Consider the following 21505-nt stretch of genomic DNA (forward strand, 5'->3'; position numbering starts at 1 on the left):
GTTACTCCTTACACCTTTTCAACCTGAACAAGGTTCGTGTGTGATGGGTTCCCCTTCGCGAGAGGAGACGGACGCTGGGTCGTCAGGACGTTAATGCAACCACCCTGGTCCACGCGTTTTGCGTCCGGGTCATACCACGCCCCTTCGCCCAATGCCACCACGCCAGGCATCATACGCGGCGTTACTTTCGCCTCAATGTGCACTTCACCACGATCGTTAAAGATGCGCACCTTGTCGCCGTTGTTAATGCCGCGTCGCTGTGCATCCATCGGGTTGATCCACATTTCCTGACGGCAGGATGCTTTCAGAACATCCACGTTGCCATAGGTCGAGTGGACGCGAGACTTATAGTGGAAGCCGGTCAACTGCAGAGGGAATTTCTCCACCAGCGGGTCGTTTAAGCTCTCAAAACCTGGGGTATAAATCGGCAGTGGATCAATCACATCACCTTCCGGCAGTTCCCAGGTTGACGCGATCTCGGCAAGCTGCTGCGAATAAATTTCGATCTTACCTGACGGCGTGGTCAGCGGATTGGCGTTAGGATCCTCACGGAACGCCTTGTAGGCCACGTGATGTCCCTGCGGGTCGCGCTGTTTAAAGATCCCCTGCTTGCGGAATTCTTCAAACGTTGGCAGTTCAGGAATGGCTTTGCGCGACTGCTCGTACAGATGACGCATCCACTCTTCCTGAGTACGACCTTCTGTAAACTGCTGCTCAACACCAAGGCGTTTCGCTAGTTCACTGGTCATCTGGTAGATAGTCTTGCATTCGAAGCGTGGTTTGATCGCCTGATCGGTGAAAATCACATACGACATATTTCCGCAGGAGGCATCCAGTGCGAAGTCCATCTGCTCCGAAGCGGTGCAGTCCGGCAGCAAAATATCCGCGTATTTCGCCGAGGAGGTCATATGGCAGTCGATGACAACGATCATCTCGCACTTCTTATCATCCTGTAGGATTTCATGTGTGCGATTGATATCAGAGTGCTGGTTAATCAGACAGTTACCGGCATAGTTCCAGATCATCTTAATCGGAACATCGAGCTTATCTTTGCCACGAACACCGTCACGCAGCGCCGTCATCTCCGGACCTCGCTCAATGGCGTCCGTCCACATAAACATAGAGATGCTGGTTTCGACTGGGTTTTCCAGCGTAGGCATACGTTCAAACGGCAAACTGTATGAGCCCTCACGCGCCCCGCTGTTGCCGCCGTTAATCCCAACGTTACCGGTAAGGATTGCCAGCATAGAAATGGCACGAGTCGCTATTTCACCGTTAGCATGGCGCTGCGGTCCCCACCCCTGACTGATATATGCCGGTTTAGCGCTACCGATTTCACGTGCCAGTTTGACGATTCGATCAGCAGGAATACCGGTAATTTGCGCTGCCCATTCAGGGGTCTTGGCGATACCGTCTTTGCCCTGCCCAAGAATATACGCCTTATAGTGACCGTTTTTCGGTGCGTCGGCCGGTAAGGTTTTCTCGTCGTAACCCACGCAGTATTTATCAAGGAACGGTTGATCAACCATGTTTTCGGTGATCAGCACATACGCCAGACCATTCACCAATGCCGCATCGGTACCTGGGCGGATCGGGATCCATTCATCTTCACGACCCGCGCCGGTATCCGTGTAGCGAGGATCGATAATAATCATGCGGGCATTGGATTTCTGTCGCGCCTGTTCAAGGTAATAGGTTACCCCACCCCCGCTCATACGGGTTTCACCTGGGTTATTCCCGAACAGAACCACCAGCTTGCTGTTTTCAATGTCGGACGGGCTGTTACCGTCTGCCCAGCCGCCGTAGGTGTAGTTCAACCCGGCAGCGATTTGTGCTGAAGAGTAGTCACCGTAGTGGTTCAGGTAGCCGCCACAGCAGTTCATCAGACGTGCTACCAGCGTTTTGCCTGGCGGCCAGGAGCGTGTCAGGGTGCCGCCCAGCGTACCTGTGCCGTAGTTCAGGTAGATAGACTCGTTGCCGTAGTCTTTGATAAGACGCTGCATATTGCTGGCAATGATGTCGTAGGCTTCATCCCAGCTGATACGCTCAAATTTCCCTTCGCCACGTTTACCGACACGTTTCATCGGGTATTTCAGACGGTCGGGATTATAAACGCGACGACGCATGGAGCGACCACGCAGACAGGCGCGTACCTGGTGCAAGCCGTCATAGTTGTCATCACCGGTGTTGTCGGTTTCAACATACTTTATTTCACCGTCTACCACGTGCATACGCAGAGGACAGCGGCTACCACAGTTCACCGTACACGCGCTCCAGATGACTTTCTCATTGGCCTGTGTCGGATTAAGGGCTTCTGCAGCATTTGCAATACGGGTAAATGGCAGGGTAAACGCGCTACTGGCCACCGCCAGTCCGCCTATCGCCGTCGTTTTCACCAAACCTCGGCGACTAACCTCAGCTGCCAGCATGGCATCGGGGATCTTAGTTTTCATAGTGGCTCACTCTGCTGCTCACAATAAACAAAAGAGAAATACTCGTTATATAGGTTTTTATATATCTCTAATATCGATATACAGACTGGTAGATACCGAATTTGCGAAAAGACAGAGATAAATACTGACTTTCATTCGAAGGCAGTATTACTCCTATGGAGGTAGGCGTTATTGTCCGACGTCAAACGGGCATAAAAAAAGCGCCCTGAGGCGCTTTTTTAGCAAAGAAAGGTAGCTTAGCCGATAAATTCCAAGCCATTCATATACGGACGTAACACTTCCGGAACCTGAATACGGCCATCAGCCTGCTGATAGTTTTCCATCACCGCAACCAGCGTACGTCCAACCGCCAGACCAGAACCGTTCAGCGTATGTACTAAACGGGTCTTTTTGTCGGATTTGCTGCGGCAACGCGCCTGCATACGACGAGCCTGGAAATCCCACACGTTGGAGCAAGAGGAGATTTCGCGATAGGTGTTCTGCGCCGGGATCCACACTTCCAGATCGTACGTTTTGCATGCGCCGAAGCCCATGTCGCCTGTGCACAGGACGATCTTACGGTACGGCAGGCCCAGCAGCTGAAGAACCTTCTCGGCATGGCCGGTCATCTCTTCCAGCGCGTCCATAGAGTCTTCTGGGCGAACGATCTGCACCATTTCAACTTTATCGAACTGGTGCATACGGATCAGACCACGGGTATCACGACCGTAAGAACCTGCTTCAGAACGGAAGCACGGCGTATGCGCGGTCATTTTGATCGGCAGCGCATCTTCGTCAATGATTTCGTCGCGAACCAGGTTGGTCAGCGGAACTTCTGCCGTTGGGATCAGCGCATAGTTGCTGCTGTCAGCTTCTTCATCCAGCGGACGGGTGTGGAACAGATCGCCAGCAAATTTCGGCAGTTGCCCTGTTCCGTACAGCGTGTCATGGTTAACCAGATACGGAACGTAGTTTTCGCTGTAACCATGCTGTTCAGTATGCAGATCCAGCATGAACTGAGACAGCGCACGGTGCATGCGCGCGATCTGCCCTTTCATCACGACGAAACGAGAGCCGGTCAGCTTAACCGCAGCGGCAAAATCAAGACCCGTGTGCATTTCACCCAGGGTAACGTGATCGCGCACTTCGAAATCAAACTCACGCGGCGTACCCCAACGGCTGACTTCAACGTTGTCATTTTCATCTTTACCCACCGGAACGTCGTCCGCTGGCAGGTTAGGAATGGTCAGCGCAATGTCGCGGATCTCGGCCTGTAAGGTATCAAGTTCAGCTTTCGCGGCATCCAGCTCTTCGCCCAGTTTGTTCACTTCCAGACGTAAAGACTCGATATCTTCCCCGCGCGCTTTTGCCTGGCCGATGGATTTCGATCGAGAGTTACGCTCTGCCTGCAGGTTTTCAGTTTGTACCTGCAGAACTTTACGACGCTCTTCAAGAGCGCGCAGCTTATCTACATCCAGCTTAAAGCCCCGGCTTGCCAGTTTTTCTGCGACTGCGTCTGGCTCATTACGCAGCAGATTGGGATCGAGCATGCTTATCCTGTGCTTATCGAATTAAAATAGGAGAAAGTGACCACAGCCTGCGGTCACAGGGATACAGAGACAACATTACCGCAACGATAACACTAACGGTAGCGTTTTATAGGGCTATTTTGATCCTGTCCGGCGAGCCAGGCGAGCTTTTCGCCAATCTTGCCTTCAAGACCTCTGTTTGTGGGGTGATAATAGCGCGTTTGTGCCATTTCCTGCGGGAAGTACTCTTCTCCGGCGGCATAGGCATTTGGTTCATCATGGGCGTAACGATACTCCTGACCATAGCCCATTTCTTTCATCAGCTTAGTTGGCGCATTGCGCAGGTGGACCGGCACGTCGTAATCCGGACGTTCACGGGCATCAGCCAGCGCTGCTTTGAAGGCGGTGTAAACCGCATTACTTTTCGGCGCGCAGGCCAGATAAACAATCGCCTGAGCAATTGCTCGTTCACCTTCCGCGGGTCCCACGCGGGTAAAGCAGTCCCATGCGGAAATTGCCACCTGCATGGCGCGAGGATCGGCATTGCCCACATCTTCAGAGGCAATGGCCAGACAGCGACGGGCAACATACAGCGGGTCACCGCCTGCACTAATGATGCGCGCATACCAATAAAGTGCCGCATCCGGGGCGCTGCCGCGAACCGATTTGTGTAATGCGGAGATGAGATCGTAAAAACGATCGCCTTTATTATCGAAGCGTGCGCTGCGTTCACCGGCAATTTCAGTGAGCAATTCTGGTTTCAATACGCGCTTGCCAGAATCATCAACTTCGGCCATATCGGCCATCATTTCCAGCGTATTCAGCGCTCGCCGCGCGTCGCCATTCACCAGTTCGGCAATCGCCCGACGCGTCTCTGGTGGCAGTACGATATCCTGACCACCGTAACCACGGGCATTATCTGACATCGCCTGGTCCAGCACCTGTTCAATATCGTCGGTGGTTAACGATTTCAGTAAATAAACACGCGCCCGCGACAACAGTGCCGAGTTCAGTTCAAACGAGGGATTTTCAGTGGTGGCGCCAATAAACGTGATGGTACCGTCTTCAATATGCGGTAAAAACGCATCCTGTTGGCTTTTATTAAAACGGTGAACTTCGTCCACGAACAGGATCGTACGTCGACCCGCGTTACGATTCTGACGCGCCCGCTCAATCGCTTCACGAATTTCTTTTACACCAGACGTGACCGCCGAAATTCGTTCAACATCGGCGTTAGCGTAACGGGCAATAACTTCGGCTAGCGTGGTTTTCCCCGTCCCCGGCGGACCCCATAAAATCATAGAGTGCAGGTGCCCGGCCTCGATGGCGCGCGGCAAGGGTTTACCCGCAGCCAGCAGATGCTGCTGGCCGATGTACTGCGCTAAATTTTCTGGCCGCATACGTGCAGCCAGTGGCTGAAAGGTATTATCAGAAAAGTCGAGCGACAGATTGCTCACTCACACGCCTCTACTTACGTTGATCGTCAACCGTTACACCTTGCGGCGGGGTAAAGGTGAATTTCGAAGGTTCAATCGCACCATTCTGCTGAGATTTCAGCTGATAGCTGCTGCGCTGATCGTCTTGCTCAACGGCACTGAACTGATGGATCGTCCCGTCCCGCCCAACATTGATAGTAAACTGCTTCAGATTACCGCTGCTGGTTTTTGGCGTCAGCACGAAATCGTCGCCGTTTTGCTTAATGTTGTACTGTTGCCAGTCGCTGGCCTGGTTACGCGCAATCAGCATGAACGGCGTGTTGCCCGTGGCGTCTTTCAACCAGGTCGCAGTCGCCTGCTCAACAAACGGGTTAAAGAACCACAGCGTTTTACCATCGGAAACCAGGATGCTCTCGTCAGGCTGCGTCATATGCCAGTTAAAAAGATTAGGGCGTTTAACCCATAAGTCGCCCTGACCCTCCTGCACCGCAGCGCCGCTACCGTCCGTGACCTTCTGAGTAAAGCTGGCATGGAAGCTGCTGACTTTATCCAGACGGCTTTTCAGGTCGCTGGCAGCGTCAGCCCAGACGCTGCTCACCACAAAGCTAGACAGTAATGCACAGGTGATTGCGATTCTTTTCATCGTTATTCCTCAAAATACGTCACTCCCAACGGGGAGATCCCTCTGCTATCCATTTCAGGCCAAAAATCAGCATGAGGAAAGTAGAAAATACTGAATTACTTAACTTTGCAATCATTCGAAGGGCGCCGGAGCCAGCACTTCACGATTACCATTATGCCCTTGTTCGCTGACTATTCCCTGCGCTTCCATCTGTTCGATGATGCGCGCCGCTCGGTTGTAACCGATACGGAACTGACGTTGGACGCCGGAGATTGAGGCTTTGCGTTTCTGAGTAACAAAGTTCACCGCCTGATCGAACAGCGGATCCAGTTCTTCACCACCATCAAAGCCGCCACCGCCGCCTTCGCTTTCGCTGTCAGAGGTAATGCCATCAACGTATTGTGGACGGCCGCGCGCTTTCCAGTCCTGAACTACCGCGTGAACTTCTTCATCGCGTACAAAGGCGCCGTGTACACGCACAGGGATCGTCGAGTTTGGTGCAGAATAAAGCATGTCACCCATACCCAACAGCGATTCCGCACCGCCCTGGTCAAGGATGGTACGCGAGTCAATTTTACTGGACACTGTAAAGGCGATACGCGTCGGGATGTTCGCTTTAATCAGACCGGTGATAACGTCAACTGACGGTCGCTGGGTTGCCAGCACCAGGTGGATACCCGCCGCACGCGCTTTTTGCGCCAGACGAGCGATCAGTTCTTCCACCTTTTTGCCAACGGTCATCATCAGGTCAGCGAATTCATCCACCAACACCACGATATACGGCAGTTTTTCCAGCACCGGATGCTGAACATCCATGCTGTCGCCCGGCTTCCAGTATGGGTCTGGAATCGGACGTCCCATACGGGCGGCTTCAGCAATCTTATCGTTATAACCAGCAAGGTTACGCACGCCAAGCGCCGACATCAGTTTGTAGCGACGTTCCATTTCATTGACGCTCCAACGCAAGGCATTGGCGGCATCTTTCATGTCGGTCACAACTTCAGTCAGCAGATGTGGAATACCTTCATAAACAGAAAGTTCCAGCATTTTCGGGTCAATCATGATAAAGCGAACGTCTTCCGGCTGCGCTTTGTAGAGCATACTGAGGATCATGGCGTTCACCCCAACAGACTTACCGGAACCGGTTGTCCCCGCCACCAGCAGGTGCGGCATTTTAGCCAGATCGGCCACCACCGGTTCGCCCGCAATATCTTTGCCCAGCACCACAGTCAGCGGAGATGAGTTATCACGGAATTTAGCGTTATCCAGCACTTCACGCAGATAAACGGTTTGACGTTTTTTGTTCGGTAACTCCAGTCCGACATACGGTTTGCCTGGAATAACCTCGACCACACGTACCGCCGCGGTCGACAATGAACGCGCCAGATCTCGTGACAGGTTAGAAATACGCGCCGCTTTAACCCCTGGAGCCAGATTAAGCTCAAAGCGGGTAATCACCGGGCCAGGAGAGTAGTTCACCACATCGGCTTTAATGCGGAAATCCGCCAGACGCGCTTCCACCAGACGTGCCATTTGTTCCAGTGCGAACGTATCTATCGGCTCAACTTCGCTCGGCGGCGGCGTGAGCAGATCTAACGATGGCAGCGGCGTGCTTGGACGGTGCGCCGGACGACTATCCCCATTACGCATTAGCAGCGGATGGATCAGACTATCCTGCGGCGGCGGTGTAACAGGCTGCGTTGGCTGCTGATAATGCTGCTGCGATGCAACTGGCTGCGCTGGTTGCTGATAATGCTGCTGTGGTGCAACTGGCTGTGTCGGTTGCTGATAGTGCTGCTGCGGTGCAACTGGCTGCGCCGGTTGCTGATAATGCTGCTGCGGCGCAACTGGTTCCTGGTACTGCGGCGCGGGCTCCGGCATTACGCCAGGCGTAAACAGCGGCTCATGCGGCCCCTCATCCACCAGCGTTTTCATTGGCGAAAATTCAAAGTCATCGAGGGAGAATGGATTCGCTCCGGCAGGCTGTTCACCGGAATAACGCTGCTGCTGAGAAGAAGCAAACTGGCGGGCCAGTTCCGCTTCTGCGGCTGAATCTTCGTCATCAGTCTGGTGGGTATCGTCCTGATACTCTTCGCCATAACGATGCTGCTGCGACTGAGCGAACTGACGTGCCAGCTCGTCCTGCTGCATTGCATCCATTTCATCGTCACTGTACGCATCTGTATCAAGCTGCTCTTCGCGCGCTTTCTCTTCAGCCATACGCTGTGACGGCAGTTTTATGCCATATGAAGCCAGCTCACGACGAGTAGGCACGCGCACACGATTCGGACGCGGCAACTGCGGGCCAATGCCCTCTTTCACCTGCGGACGCGGCGTACCGCTGCCTGCAAGGCTAAAGACAGGTGCTGCGGCAGCGGCACTCACCCCTAACGCGGCGCTTTTTACGCCAGCGGCCAGCGGTGCAACGGCAGCAACAGACTCAACGGGCGGTATGGATGCAGTCGTCGGCATAGACGGCGTAGACGGCTTAACACGCTCAGGCTCCTGAGCAGGTTCTGGGATCGGTTGATACCATGCGGCCAGTTGCTCACGCTCACGCGCACGTTTCTCTTCGACTTCTTCAAAGTAATAGAGCGGCGGACGAGTCGGTTTAACTTCTTCAACCACCGGCTCAGGTTCCACCACTGTTGGTTGTTCAACCACAGGCTGCTGGAACGTAGTGCTCTGCTGAAAAGTTGGATCCTGCTGATAAACAGGTTGCTGCACAGGCTCCGGCTGATAACCAGGCTGCTGGAATGCGGTGTTCTGTTGAGAGGTCGGATCCTGTTGATAGACAGGTTGCAGCACGGGCTCCGGCTGATAAACAGGTTCCGGCTGCGGCGCGACAGGCTGCGTATAAACAGGTTCAACGGGCTGCTGTGCGTAATATTGCGGCTGCGGACTCTGCTCCACAACCGGTTGTTGCCATGGCTCATAAGGCTGCTGCACCGGAGGTTGCGCGTACTGGGCTGGCTGCGGATAACCTTCAGGCGCTGGTGCAATCGCGGCATCACCGGTTTGCGGGCCAGGCACGGGTTGCCAGGCCACGGTTGGGACCGGTTGCTCCATAACAGTGTTGGTCACGGGTGACGTTTGCAGTAACGGATCGACCGGTGCGCTCCAGGCCTGAGCGGCTGTTGTAGCTGCAGCTGCTGCAGCTACAGGCTCGGTCACCGAGTGGCCGTTAAGCAGTGGATCAAGTTCGTCATATTCCGGCAGCGTCGCGCGATTACCGGAAAACAGCACATCATTAGGATCGGCAACCACGCCACGGGCGCTGTATTCAATTTCGTCTTCATCATCCATGCGTTTGCCGGAGAACAGCGCCGCATCGGTATGACGACCAAGCGGGTTGGTAAATTTCTCCGCCAGACGTTTACGGCGCGCTAACGCACCGCGCAGGATACGAGCTCGGCGCGATTCATGGGGTTTGCCATCAGCGGCGTCGACAGACTCTTCTTCGTCTTCATACTCTTCGTCATCGACCCAGGTATCGTCGCGGCGGGTACGGTTGCTGGCAAACGTCAGGATATTGAGTAACCAGCCGCCCAGTTTTTCCGCAATGCTCACCCATGACCAACCGGTGAACAGCGTTAATCCCGCTGCCCAAATGCACAACAACGTCAGCGTGCCGCCGCTGCTGTGCAGCAATGGTTGTAGCGTGGTGCTGAGCAGACTGCCGATCACGCCGCCAGAGGCGAAATACCAGATGTCATCGGCGTTAATTGCGGCCAGCCCGCAGGAAGTGAGAATCAGCGCCAGAACGCCAATAATGCGTAGCGAGACGGCAAAATAATCGACATATTCGTCGCTGGCCTGATGTCGCCAGGCAAACCAGCAGCCACCGACAATGATGACGGGGATGGTGTAGGCCATGACGCCAAAAATAAAGAACAGCGTGTCCGCCAGCCATGCTCCAGGTATTCCACCCAGATTATGGATAGGCTCATGCCACGCGGTTTGCGACCAACTGGGATCCGAAGGGTTAAAGCTGAGTAAGGCAGCCATCAACCAGACGGCAAAAAGGGCAATAAGGATCAGTAGCGCTTCCAGAAGTCGGCGCCCGCTGCTTAACTTCGTCAATGTGACGTCTTTGTCTTCAGTGTATTCCTGGCTCAAAAACGGCTCTCCAGGTTTCGGGCTTTTCCTGCCCGATGCTAAAACGGACAACAGCACCGGGTTGCCCCGGCACTGTTGCTGTATGGATTAACAGGAGTGTAATCAAACTGCGTCGATTTTGCACCTGTTCCGTGTTAGCGCGTCTTAATTACCAGACGATTGCTCTGTTTGACTTCTTCCATTACTACATAAGTACGTGTGTCATTCACGCCAGGCAGACGCAGCAGGGTTTCCCCCAACAGCTTACGGTATGCCGACATATCCGGTACGCGTGTTTTCAGCAAATAGTCGAAATCACCGGAAACCAAATGACACTCTTGAATTTCTTCAAGTTTTTGTACTGCAGAGTTAAATTGTTCAAACACATCCGGGGCGCCACGATTCAGAGTAATCTCAACAAAAACCAGAAGTGATGCATCCAGATAATGCGGGTTTAACAGCGCTGTATAGCCCTGAATAAAACCCTGTCTTTCCAACCGACGCACACGCTCAAGGCAGGGCGTTGGTGAAAGTCCCACACGTTTAGAAAGCTCGACGTTAGAAATACGCCCATCCTTTTGCAGCTCATTAAGAATGTTACGATCGATACGGTCGAGATCTTTGCCAGGGCGCTTCTTACTATCTACCATTATTATTGTCTCTCTGTATTCCTTCCCTACTCCTGCCTGACTCTACCAACATCACTGTTCAGAGTCGCTACCCATCAAAATAAACCGCAACCCAGAGGGATTTTCGGTTCGCAATGTCTGGGTTTATGGTGAGAAGACCGTTGCCTGTCGGCGGCTATCGACATCACGAATGGCATCTGTCCACACCATGCGTAGATTTCGCTAACACGGTAAACATGGTATCTACATGCATGATTATGCAGCACATACATGACACAGTTTTTTTCTTCCTTGAATGTTTTCGCAAAACAGCAGGGGATTGTCAAAGCAAAACATCGATTTTTAGTACAACATGCCAGTTATTCATTCGCAGTGATGGAAAATCGTCATTTTATCACCTTATAACTGACCGATTTTAAGTAGAAATCGTTATAGTATTACGACTAATTCTGCCGTTCATCGGTTCCCGCTATTACACATATTGTTAACAAAATCGCCATACTCTTTTTTTACGCCTGTAAATTCCCTACAATCCTGCTCATTGCCTGCTAACAACTATGGGGATCTCATGGGCGCAACCAAACACAGTAAACTTCTTATTCTGGGCTCTGGCCCTGCGGGGTATACCGCTGCGGTCTACGCTGCACGCGCGAACCTGCAACCGGTACTGATTACCGGTATGGAAAAAGGTGGTCAGTTGACCACAACAACAGAAGTGGAGAACTGGCCTGGCGATCCGCACGATCTCACAGGCCCATTGCTGATGGAACGCATGCACGAACATGCGACCAAATTTGAAACTGAAATTATTTTTGATCATATCAGCAAAGTTGATCTGCAAAACCGCCCTTTCCGTCTGACCGGCGACAGCGGTGAATACACCTGTGACGCACTGATCATCGCCACCGGTGCGTCAGCACGCTACCTGGGTCTGCCTTCAGAAGAAGCCTTCAAAGGCCGTGGCGTTTCCGCCTGCGCGACCTGCGACGGTTTCTTCTACCGTAACCAAAAAGTTGCGGTGATCGGCGGCGGCAACACTGCTGTTGAAGAAGCGCTGTACCTGGCGAATATCGCATCTGAAGTGCATTTGATTCACCGTCGCGACAGCTTCCGCGCCGAGAAAATCCTGATCAAGCGTTTGATGGATAAAGTCGAAAACGGCAACATCGTGCTGCATACCCACCGCACACTGGAAGAAGTGACCGGCGATCAAATGGGCGTAACCGGACTGCGCCTGCGCGATACGCAAAACACTGACAACGTCGAGTCACTTGACGTTGCAGGGTTGTTTGTCGCTATCGGCCACAGCCCGAATACCGCCATTTTTGACGGTCAGCTTGAACTGGAAAATGGCTACATAAAAGTTCAGTCCGGTATTCATGGTAACGCCACCCAAACCAGCATTCCGGGTGTATTCGCCGCCGGTGACGTGATGGACCATATTTATCGCCAGGCGATCACTTCAGCAGGCACCGGTTGTATGGCTGCGCTTGACGCAGAGCGTTATCTCGACGGTCTGGCAGACGCTTGCAAATAAGTTTTACAAATCAGTAACAAAAGTAAAAAAGGCGACTATAAGTCGCCTTTATTTTTGCCTCGTTGTAACATTGTCCTGCCCAAAAATTCCAATAACTCACCTGCTAAGCGTGCAATGAATAAAACCCGTCAAAAAGAGCTGACCCGCTGGTTAAAACAGCAAAGTGTAATTTCCCAACGATGGCTGAACATTTCACGCCTGTTGGGGTTCGTGAGCGGCCTGTTAATTGTCGCTCAGGCCTGGCTCATGGCCCGAATTCTCGACCATATGATCATGGACAATATCCCCAGAGAGGCGCTTCTGCTCCCTTTCATTGTGCTGGTATTGATTTTCATCCTGCGGGCATGGGTCGTCTGGTTACGCGAACGCGTCGGGTTTCATGCTGGCCAACATATCCGCTTTGAGATTCGCCGACAGGTGCTTGACCGTCTGCAACAAGCAGGTCCCGCCTGGATACAAGGCAAACCAGCCGGGAGCTGGGCTACGCTAATCCTGGAACAGATTGATGACATGCATGATTACTATGCACGTTATCTGCCGCAAATGGCGCTGGCTGTATGCGTCCCTTTATTGATCGTGGCGGCGGTATTCCCGTCAAACTGGGTAGCCGCCCTTATTCTGCTTGGAACTGCCCCGTTGATCCCGTTATTTATGGCGATGGTTGGTATGGGTGCAGCCGATGCTAACCGCCGCAACTTTCAGGCTCTTGCCCGCCTCAGTGGCCATTTCCTCGATCGCCTGCGGGGCATGGAAACGCTAAGAATCTTTGGCCGCGGTGAAGCTGAAACAGAAAGCATCCGCGCAGCGTCACAGGATTTCCGCCAGCGCACCATGGAAGTCCTGCGCCTGGCGTTTCTGTCATCCGGTGTCCTTGAGTTCTTTACCTCCCTGTCCATCGCACTGGTCGCGGTTTACTTCGGTTTTTCCTACCTCGGTGAACTCGATTTTGGCCACTACGGGACTGGCGTCACATTGGCAGCTGGCTTCCTGGCGCTCATTCTGGCGCCGGAATTTTTCCAACCCCTGCGCGATCTGGGCACGTTTTATCACGCCAAAGCACAAGCCGTTGGTGCAGCAGACAGTCTGAAAACCTTCATGGAAACCCCGCTTGCACATCCTGAGCGTGGCGATATTGAGCTGACTACAAAAGACGCAGTTTCAATTGAAGCAGAAGATCTGGTCATCACCTCGCCGGAAGGTAAAGTGCTTGCAGGTCCGCTCAACTTTACCCTGCCAGCGGGCCAACGCGCAGTGCTGGTTGGCCGCAGCGGCTCCGGCAAAAGTTCGTTGCTCAATGTCCTGTCCGGTTTTCTCTCTTATCAGGGTTCGCTGCGGATTAACGGCTTTGAGCTGCGCGACCTGTCGCCTGATTGCTGGCGCAAACAGCTGTCCTGGGTTGGACAAAACCCGCAGCTCCCTGCCGCCACGTTACGCGATAACGTGCTGCTCGCTCGCCCCGATGCCAGCGAAGAACAGCTGCAAGCCGCACTCGACAGCGCCTGGGTCAGTGAGTTTTTACCACTTCTGCCACAGGGTGTGGATACACCAGTAGGCGATCAGGCTGCTCGACTTTCTGTCGGACAAGCGCAGCGCGTTGCCGTGGCTCGCGCCTTACTCAATCCATGTCAGTTGTTGTTGCTTGACGAGCCCGCCGCCAGCCTTGATGCACACAGCGAACAACGCGTGATGCAGGCGTTGAAAGCAGCGTCACGCCGCCAGACCACGCTGATGGTGACACACCAACTTGAAGATCTTGCCGACTGGGACGTTATCTGGGTGATGCAGGACGGACAGATCGTTGAACAAGGCACTTATGCCGAACTTAGCGCAGCCAACGGGGCGTTTGCGACATTACTGGCTCATCGTCAGGAGGACATTTAAATGCGCGCTTTGCTACCTTATCTGACGCTGTATAAACGTCACAAATGGATGTTAACCCTGGGGATCGTTCTGGCGATCGTCACACTGCTGGCAAGTATTGGTTTGCTGACGCTTTCCGGCTGGTTCCTGTCGGCTTCTGCTGTGGTGGGTGTCACCGGGATTTACAGTTTTAACTATATGCTCCCTGCTGCCGGGGTGCGCAGTGCGGCAATCACCCGAACCGCGGGCCGCTATTTCGAGCGATTGGTCAGCCACGACGCGACGTTCCGCGTGCTGCAACATTTGCGTATTTATACCTTCAGCAAACTGCTGCCGCTCTCCCCTGCTGGCCTGTCCCGTTATGGACAAGGTGAATTGCTTAACCGCGTGGTGGCGGATGTCGACACGCTCGATCATCTCTATTTGCGCGTGCTCTCCCCGCTTGTGGGCGCTTTTGTCGTCATCATGGTGGTCACGCTGGGGCTAAGCGTTCTCGATTTCACGCTGGCTATCACTCTCGGCGGTATTATGCTGCTGACCTTATTTATCCTGCCCCCACTCTTTTATCAGGCAGGTAAAAGCACCGGGCAAAGTTTGACGCATTTACGTGGGCAGTATCGTCAGCAGTTAACATCCTGGCTGCAGGGCCAGGCTGAACTGACCATCTTTGGCGCCAGTGAACGTTACCGCGCCCAAATGGAAGCCACCGAGTTGCAGTGGCATGAAGCCCAACGACGTCAGTCTGAATTAACGGCGCTATCACAGGCGGTCATGCTGTTAGTCGGCGCACTGGCAGTGGTTGTGATGTTATGGATGGCCTCCGGCGGCGTGGGTGGCAATACCCAGCCTGGCGCGCTGATCGCGCTGTTTGTCTTCTGTGCGCTGGCCGCGTTTGAAGCTTTGGCCCCCGTCACCGGGGCATTTCAGCATCTCGGACAGGTTATTGCCTCTGCGCTGCGCATCACCGAACTGACCGAACAGCAGCCAGAAGTCACCTTCCCGGATGCCGGTTCTCCAGTTTCTGAGCAGGTCACTCTCACGCTACGCGATGTTTCATTCAGCTATCCGGGGCAAACACAAAAAGCGCTCGACACCCTTTCGCTGCAGGCTCAGCCCGGTGAACACATTGCGATTCTCGGTCGCACTGGCTGCGGTAAGTCAACGTTACTACAATTGCTGACCCGCGCATGGGATCCGCAGCATGGCGAAATTCTGATTAATGAGCAGCCGATTTCAGCCCTCAGTGAAGCCGCGCTGCGCCAGAGCATCAGCGTCGTGCCACAGCGCGTGCACCTGTTCAGCGCGACGCTTCGCGATAACCTGCTGCTGGCAGCACCGCACACCAGTGATGACACATTATCCGCAATGCTGTGCCGCGTCGGTCTGGACAAACTGCTAGAGGGTGATGGACTCAATGCCTGGTTAGGCGAAGGCGGTCGTCAGCTTTCTGGCGGCGAACTCCGTCGTCTGGCTATCGCTCGCGCCTTATTGCACGATGCCCCACTGATGCTGCTGGATGAACCGACCGAAGGGCTTGATGCCACAACAGAAAGCCAAATGCTTGAATTAATTGGCGATGTCATGCGCGATAAAACCGTACTGATGGTGACACATCGTCTGCGCGGCTTGTCACGTTTTGATCAAATAATAGTGATGGACAACGGACACATTATTGAGCAAGGTAATCACGCAGATTTGTTAGCCCGGCAGGGGCGTTATTACCAGTTTAAGCAACGTCTGTAAGCTATTATTGAACGATCAAACTCGCGTAGTGGAGTTTCGCTGTCATGCGCCTGGTGCAATTGTCCCGCCATTCTATAGCCTTCCCTTCACCGGAAGGCGCTTTACGCGAGCCTAACGGTTTGTTGGCGCTTGGCGGCGATCTCAGTCCAGCCCGACTGTTAATGGCCTACCAGCGCGGAATTTTCCCGTGGTTTTCACCTGGCGACCCCATCCTTTGGTGGTCGCCCGATCCACGCGCCATTCTTTGGCCCGAGAAATTTCATCTCAGCCGCAGCATGAAACGTTTTCATAAAACCTCGCCTTATCGCGTGACGCTCAATTACGCGTTCGGTCAGGTGATTGAAGGCTGCGCCAATGACCGGGAAGAAGGCACCTGGATAACGCATGATGTAGTGGACGCCTACCATCGCCTGCACGAGCTGGGCCATGCGCACTCCATTGAAGTATGGCGACAAAATGAATTAGTGGGCGGTATGTATGGCGTGGCGCAAGGTACGCTATTTTGTGGCGAATCAATGTTCAGCCGTCAGGAAAATGCGTCCAAAACCGCACTGCTTGTTTTTTGCGCTGAATTTATCCGTCAGGGCGGAAAATTAATCGATTGCCAGGTATTAAATAGCCACACAGCTTCGCTGGGCGCCGTCGAAACCCCACGTCGGGAGTACCTTGAACACCTGAGCAGACTGCGCCAGCAGCGGCTACCGAGCCATTTCTGGGTTCCCAGGACGTTATTTTCGCCTCAGGGGTGAATGTTTTCGGCACATTTTTTGTCGGGGTGTTATAATTGTCGCGCAGAGTTGGTTTAGCCCATTACCCCGCCGCCGTTAAGGAACAGTTCGCGTCAGGCAACGCCTATCGTTTATCTCCTCGTTCCCTTACACGTTGCGCTTTAAGTGCGGCTTTGCCGTGTGTGGTTAGAGTAATGCGCCAAACCCGATTTGCTGTGTTTTAAACGCACAAATCTTTACTTATTAAAAGAACTTCGGCATTATCTTGCCGGTTCAAATTACGGTAGTGATACCCCAGAGGATTAGATGGCCAAAGAAGACAATATTGAAATGCAGGGTACCGTTCTCGATACGTTACCTAATACCATGTTCCGCGTAGAGTTAGAAAACGGTCACGTGGTTACTGCACACATCTCCGGTAAAATGCGTAAAAACTATATCCGCATCCTGACGGGCGACAAAGTGACTGTTGAGCTGACCCCGTACGACCTGAGCAAAGGCCGCATTGTCTTCCGTAGTCGCTGATTGTTTTTAACGCCCGAATGGCGTCCAGATAATAAAAGGTCGGTTTAACCGGCCTTTTTTGTGGGCCAAGGTCAGGTATTTAATCCTCAATCATCCGCGCATATTCTTCCGTTAAGAAATCCACTAATGTGCGTACTGACGGCAATAATCCCCTGCGTGATGGAAAGACTGCGTGAATTATTTCTCGCTTCGGTTCCCAGCCGTCGAGCAATGCCACCAGTTCACCCGCGGCTACTTGATCTTTTACCATCAGCTGTGGAAGTTGAACTACCCCAACACCGGCAACTGCGGCTTCACGTAACGCCAGCATATCGGTGGTGATCATACGCGGCGTGAAATGCACCTCCGCACGTGCGCCCTGCGGCCCGAATAACTCCCAACGATGCACATGTTTACCCGTCGCCAGACTCAGGCCCGGCCAACGCGTCAGCTCCGCCGGAGAATGTAGCGTTCCCATTTGCTCGATTAACTGCGGGCTGGCATACAAACGATGTCCCCTGTCCGCCAGCACACGCATCACCAGGTCGCTATCCTCAAATGGTCGGGGCCTGACGCGAATCGCCACGTCCAAACCCTCTCCAACCACGTCCACGCGGCGGTTAGTGGCCTCCAGTTGCACTGATACGTCAGGATAACGCGCCATAAAACGGGCAAGCATTGGCCCGATATGCACATGCAGCAGCGTGACCGGACACGTCAACTTCACCACGCCACGCGGTTCAACCTGTAACGCGGCAATCGCATCCTGCGCTGCCTGCGCTTCCACCAGCATCGCCTTACAGTGCTCGTAAAAGGTTTGCCCAACTTCCGTCACGTTAAACTGGCGGGTGGTTCGCTGAATCAGTCGAACTCCCAGCGTCTCTTCCAGTTGCGCTATCCGTCGGCTTAGTTTTGATTTCGGTTCATCAAGCGCCCGACCCGCCGCCGCGAATCCCCCTTCCTCTACAACATGCACAAACCATGCAAAATCATTGAGATCCGGCTTTGTCATCTAATTGTCCTATTTATGAGACAGTGAGGACTATTTTAGCTACTACTCAGCTCGCTGTCATGAATATAAGCTTATTCACATCAAGATAACGCCACAGAGGAGACACATATGAAACAAGTAACAGGCGTCTACACCGCACCTCGCCCACACTGGGTTGGCGATGGATTTCCGGTTCGCTCGATGTTTTCTTACCAGTCTCATGCTGAGCAACTAAGTCCGTTCCTGCTGCTGGATTACGCCGGCCCACATACGTTTACGCCGGGTAACGAAAAACGCGGCGTAGGCGAACACCCTCACCGTGGTTTTGAGACGGTGACCATCGTTTACAGCGGCGAAGTTGAACACCGTGATTCAACCGGTCGCGGCGGCATTATCGGCCCCGGCGACGTGCAGTGGATGACCGCAGGAGCAGGAATATTACACGAAGAGTTCCATTCACCTGAATTTACCCGTCAGGGTGGCGAACTGGAAATGGTACAGCTGTGGGTCAATCTGCCAGCAAAAGACAAAATGGCCGTTCCGGGTTACCAGGGCATCAGCAGCGATGTGATCCCCACTGTCGCCCTGCCTGATGAAGCAGGGAGCGTTCGTGTGATTGCGGGCAGCTATCAGGATACAAAAGGCCCGGCACATACCTTCTCGCCGCTGAATGTCTGGGATATGCGTTTGCAACGTAATCATCAGCTCACGTTGTCACAGCCGGAAGGATGGAGCACTGCCCTGGTGGTATTGAAAGGGAATATCACCGTAAACGGCACTACGTCTGCCAGCGAAGCGCAACTGGTGGTGCTGAGCCAGCAGGGGAAAACGCTGCATATTGAAGCCTCCAGCGACGCCAGCGTGCTGCTGCTTTCAGGAGAACCGTTGAACGAGCCGATTGTAGGTTACGGTCCGTTTGTAATGAACACGAAACAAGAAATCGCTGAAGCCGTACGCGATTTTAACTCCGGCCGCTTTGGCCAAATCTGAATCGAAGGAGAAGAATATGTCCAGTCCTGCAAACTTTAATGGTTCACGTCCGGTCATCGATGTGAATGATTCCGTCATGCTGCTTATCGATCATCAGAGCGGGCTGTTCCAGACCGTCGGCGACATGCCAATGCCAGAACTGCGTGCGCGTGCCGCCGCGCTGGCTAAAATGGCGACTCTGGCGAAGATGCCGGTGATTACCACGGCATCCGTACCGCAGGGACCTAACGGCCCGCTGATCCCTGAGATCCACGCCAATGCGCCGCATGCCCAATACGTGGCGCGTAAAGGCGAAATCAACGCCTGGGATAACGAAGATTTCGTGAAAGCGGTCAAAGCAACGGGTCGTAAAACGCTGATTATCGCCGGTACGATTACCAGCGTGTGCATGGCTTTCCCGGCTATCAGCGCGGTTGCGGAAGGCTATAAGGTCTTCGCAGTGATCGACGCTTCCGGTACTTACAGCAAAATGGCGCAGGAAATCACCCTGGCTCGTGTTGTTCAGGCTGGCGTCGTGCCGATGGATACCGCCGCCGTCGCTTCTGAAATTCAGGGTACATGGAACCGTGAAGACGCCGCCGAATGGGCGGAAGTGTATACCAAAGTCTTCCCGGCTTATCAGTTGCTGATCGAAAGCTACAGCAAAGCTCAGGAAGTCGTGACCAGCGGCGAAAAACTGGACTCTCAGCGCTAATCCTTTCCTCCGCGCCTGCCTGGGCGGAGGAATATGTATATTGCGTAACCAAACGAGAGTTAACACGTAAATTCTGCTTGACCGTTTTAGCGCAACTCCCTATAGTAGCGCCCCGTTGCCCCCCAAGCGGTCAGGCAGCAATACAATATGGTGAGGTGTCCGAGTGGCTGAAGGAGCACGCCTGGAAAGTGTGTATACGGCAACGTATCCGGGGTTCGAATCCCCGCCTCACCGCCATATTTTAAGAAGAGCTCGTACGAAAGTACGGGCTTTTTTTTCGCATGTTGCACATCTGCGGGGGGATGAGAATCCCCGACCGGGGTTCGACTACTGGCGCAGCCAGTTGGACAGACCGGGAGCATCGCGAACGGGCTACCCCGTAGGGGCGAGCAAAGCGAGTCAATCCCCCCCTCACCGCCATATTTTAAGAAGAGCTCGTACGAAAGTACGGGCTTTTTTTTCGCATGTTGCATTTGCCGGATGCGGCGCAAGCGCCTTATCCAGCCTACATTGCTACAGCCCTGCATATCTCCGTAGGCCTGATAAGCGAAGCGCCATCAGGCATGGCAGTTATTGTCGGCTGAGCAGCGTTAGCACTTCATAGTGCGCGGTGTGTGGGAACATATCGAAAAGTTGGACGCGTTCAATGCGATACCCGGGCAACTCACGAATATCCTTCGCCATGGTTTGCGCATTACAGCTGGAATAAACGATATAACGCGGTGCCATGCGGGAGAGAAAATCGCACAGCGGCTTTCCAATCCCGCGACGCGGCGGATTCACCAGCACCAGGTCAGGTACTTCGCCCTGAGCGGTAGCAAACTGGGTTGAATCCAGCGCCTGAAAATGCAGATTCTGCAACCCAAGCTCCTGCGCTGACTGCTTCGCGCAGGTAATCGCCTCTGGCGCGATTTCAATCCCTGTCAGTTTCATTTGCGGTGTAGCACAGTGCAGACCAAAACCCCCTACGCCGCAAAACAGATCCCACATATGATTAACCGGAAGCTGACGCACCCAGTCACGCGCCGTGGCATATAACTGCCCCGCCACTACCGGATTGGTCTGGAAGAAGCTCTGCGGGCGGATCCACAACGGCACATCGTTAAAGCGTTCCGCCAGCGCCTGTTGTTCCGTCAGGAAGATTTCTGTCTCCCCTTCCATAATCGCCATATGCACCGGCTGAATATTGGCAGTGATCACTTTTAACTGTGGGAGTTGTGCCTGCAACCAGGGTAGCGCCGCTCGCAGCTGTGCCAGTTTTGCGTCAGAACGCAGGACAAAACGCAGCATCATACCGCCGTCGTATCGGCTTTCCGTTAACAGCAGATATTTCAGCTCCCCGCGTTTGCGCGCCACGTTATAGGGCGTCAGCCCCGCCCGAGCGATAAACGGCTTAAGCGCGGCAAATACGGGCGCAAAAGACTCAGGATAGAGCGGGCAGTCGCACAAGTCCTCAGGCGTACCGTCACGATGCAGCATTCCCAGCAGCGGTTTTTCCACGCTGCCGCTGACTACCATTTTGGCTTTATTACGAAACGCGCTTTCCGGACCACTGACCGGCGCGCACCATTCTCCGACCGGATACTCGGCCAGCAGATTCTGCAGATCGGCTGTTTTTTCGAAGAGTTGATCGGCGACAGGCTGTGTTATCCACTGACAGGAGCGACAGCGTTCGGCGTCATATAGTGCGCACTGCATACAAAGACCTACAA

At 53.7% G+C, this 21505-nt stretch carries 15 protein-coding genes and 1 tRNA gene; 8 read left to right on the top strand and 8 right to left on the bottom strand.

Features of this window, described 5'->3' with window-relative positions; translation table 11 throughout:
- Nucleotides 1-8 precede the first annotated feature (8 nt).
- From dmsA to lrp, 6 genes are all read right to left on the bottom strand, one after another.
- On the bottom strand, nt 9-2453 hold the full coding sequence (gene dmsA / locus SK35_RS16445) for a dimethylsulfoxide reductase subunit A (protein ID WP_008784257.1): 2445 nt from the start codon (nt 2451-2453) through the stop codon (nt 9-11).
- Between the two features lie 236 nt (nt 2454-2689).
- The gene (serS, locus tag SK35_RS16450) at nt 2690-3982 is read right to left on the bottom strand and encodes a serine--tRNA ligase (RefSeq protein WP_048214580.1); all 1293 of its coding nucleotides are present in this window, start codon (nt 3980-3982) and stop codon (nt 2690-2692) included.
- A gap of 92 nt (nt 3983-4074) precedes the next feature.
- Entirely contained in the window at nt 4075-5418 is a 1344-nt protein-coding gene (gene rarA / locus SK35_RS16455; RefSeq protein ID WP_048214581.1) for a replication-associated recombination protein RarA, read from the bottom strand.
- Between the two features lie 10 nt (nt 5419-5428).
- Complete coding sequence (gene lolA, locus SK35_RS16460; protein WP_003831898.1) at nt 5429-6040, bottom strand: outer membrane lipoprotein chaperone LolA; 612 nt, start codon at nt 6038-6040, stop codon at nt 5429-5431.
- Nucleotides 6041-6151: 111 nt separating this feature from the next.
- On the bottom strand, nt 6152-10138 hold the full coding sequence (gene ftsK / locus SK35_RS16465; RefSeq protein WP_048214582.1) for a DNA translocase FtsK: 3987 nt from the start codon (nt 10136-10138) through the stop codon (nt 6152-6154).
- A 134-nt stretch (nt 10139-10272) separates the two neighbouring features.
- A complete protein-coding gene (gene lrp, locus SK35_RS16470) occupies nt 10273-10767 on the bottom strand; it encodes a leucine-responsive transcriptional regulator Lrp (RefSeq protein ID WP_002439523.1) in 495 nt (164 codons plus the stop codon).
- A 547-nt stretch (nt 10768-11314) separates the two neighbouring features.
- Here lrp and trxB point away from each other — a divergent pair.
- The 5 genes from trxB to infA all read left to right on the top strand — a co-directional run bounded on the left by trxB (nt 11315) and on the right by infA (nt 17139).
- A complete protein-coding gene (gene trxB / locus SK35_RS16475) occupies nt 11315-12283 on the top strand; it encodes a thioredoxin-disulfide reductase (RefSeq protein WP_003831889.1) in 969 nt (322 codons plus the stop codon).
- Nucleotides 12284-12397: 114 nt separating this feature from the next.
- On the top strand, nt 12398-14164 hold the full coding sequence (gene cydD, locus SK35_RS16480; protein ID WP_003831887.1) for a heme ABC transporter permease/ATP-binding protein CydD: 1767 nt from the start codon (nt 12398-12400) through the stop codon (nt 14162-14164).
- Nucleotides 14165-15886, top strand: a complete 1722-nt coding sequence (cydC, locus tag SK35_RS16485; protein ID WP_048214583.1) for a heme ABC transporter ATP-binding protein/permease CydC — start codon at nt 14165-14167, stop codon at nt 15884-15886. It begins immediately after the preceding gene.
- 44 nt (nt 15887-15930) lie between these two features.
- On the top strand, nt 15931-16635 hold the full coding sequence (gene aat, locus SK35_RS16490) for a leucyl/phenylalanyl-tRNA--protein transferase (RefSeq protein ID WP_048214584.1): 705 nt from the start codon (nt 15931-15933) through the stop codon (nt 16633-16635).
- Between the two features lie 285 nt (nt 16636-16920).
- Nucleotides 16921-17139: a translation initiation factor IF-1 gene (gene infA / locus SK35_RS16500; protein ID WP_002211347.1), complete on the top strand. Its 219-nt coding sequence runs from the start codon at nt 16921-16923 to the stop codon at nt 17137-17139.
- Between the two features lie 79 nt (nt 17140-17218).
- Here the strand turns inward: infA and SK35_RS16505 are convergent, their stop codons facing one another.
- The gene (locus tag SK35_RS16505) at nt 17219-18130 is read right to left on the bottom strand and encodes a LysR family transcriptional regulator (RefSeq protein WP_003831675.1); all 912 of its coding nucleotides are present in this window, start codon (nt 18128-18130) and stop codon (nt 17219-17221) included.
- A 108-nt stretch (nt 18131-18238) separates the two neighbouring features.
- On the opposite strand from SK35_RS16505, the gene SK35_RS16510 reads away from it, so the two are divergent.
- From SK35_RS16510 to SK35_RS16520, 3 genes are all read left to right on the top strand, one after another.
- Entirely contained in the window at nt 18239-19099 is an 861-nt protein-coding gene (locus tag SK35_RS16510) for a pirin family protein (RefSeq protein WP_003831674.1), read from the top strand.
- Nucleotides 19100-19115: 16 nt separating this feature from the next.
- The gene (locus SK35_RS16515) at nt 19116-19793 is read left to right on the top strand and encodes an isochorismatase family protein (RefSeq protein WP_003831673.1); all 678 of its coding nucleotides are present in this window, start codon (nt 19116-19118) and stop codon (nt 19791-19793) included.
- A gap of 149 nt (nt 19794-19942) precedes the next feature.
- Nucleotides 19943-20030, top strand: a tRNA-Ser gene (locus SK35_RS16520).
- A gap of 333 nt (nt 20031-20363) precedes the next feature.
- Here SK35_RS16520 and rlmC read toward each other — a convergent pair.
- Complete coding sequence (gene rlmC, locus SK35_RS16525; protein WP_048214585.1) at nt 20364-21491, bottom strand: 23S rRNA (uracil(747)-C(5))-methyltransferase RlmC; 1128 nt, start codon at nt 21489-21491, stop codon at nt 20364-20366.
- Nucleotides 21492-21505 lie beyond the last annotated feature (14 nt).

The sequence above is a fragment of the Citrobacter sp. MGH105 genome (genome assembly GCF_001037485.2).
GTDB classification, from domain to species: Bacteria; Pseudomonadota; Gammaproteobacteria; order Enterobacterales; family Enterobacteriaceae; genus Citrobacter; species Citrobacter portucalensis.

Bases quoted from the DNA above. Each gene is read 5' to 3' on its own strand.
- dmsA (WP_008784257.1), bottom strand. From the start codon at position 2,453: ATGAAAACTAAGATCCCCGATGCCATGCTGGCAGCTGAGGTTAGTCGC.
- serS (WP_048214580.1), bottom strand. From the start codon at position 3,982: ATGCTCGATCCCAATCTGCTGCGTAATGAGCCAGACGCAGTCGCAGAA.
- lolA (WP_003831898.1), bottom strand. From the start codon at position 6,040: ATGAAAAGAATCGCAATCACCTGTGCATTACTGTCTAGCTTTGTGGTG.
- lrp (WP_002439523.1), bottom strand. From the start codon at position 10,767: ATGGTAGATAGTAAGAAGCGCCCTGGCAAAGATCTCGACCGTATCGAT.
- trxB (WP_003831889.1), top strand. From the start codon at position 11,315: ATGGGCGCAACCAAACACAGTAAACTTCTTATTCTGGGCTCTGGCCCT.
- cydD (WP_003831887.1), top strand. From the start codon at position 12,398: ATGAATAAAACCCGTCAAAAAGAGCTGACCCGCTGGTTAAAACAGCAA.
- cydC (WP_048214583.1), top strand. From the start codon at position 14,165: ATGCGCGCTTTGCTACCTTATCTGACGCTGTATAAACGTCACAAATGG.
- aat (WP_048214584.1), top strand. From the start codon at position 15,931: ATGCGCCTGGTGCAATTGTCCCGCCATTCTATAGCCTTCCCTTCACCG.
- infA (WP_002211347.1), top strand. From the start codon at position 16,921: ATGGCCAAAGAAGACAATATTGAAATGCAGGGTACCGTTCTCGATACG.
- SK35_RS16505 (WP_003831675.1), bottom strand. From the start codon at position 18,130: ATGACAAAGCCGGATCTCAATGATTTTGCATGGTTTGTGCATGTTGTA.
- SK35_RS16510 (WP_003831674.1), top strand. From the start codon at position 18,239: ATGAAACAAGTAACAGGCGTCTACACCGCACCTCGCCCACACTGGGTT.
- SK35_RS16515 (WP_003831673.1), top strand. From the start codon at position 19,116: ATGTCCAGTCCTGCAAACTTTAATGGTTCACGTCCGGTCATCGATGTG.
- rlmC (WP_048214585.1), bottom strand. From the start codon at position 21,491: ATGCAGTGCGCACTATATGACGCCGAACGCTGTCGCTCCTGTCAGTGG.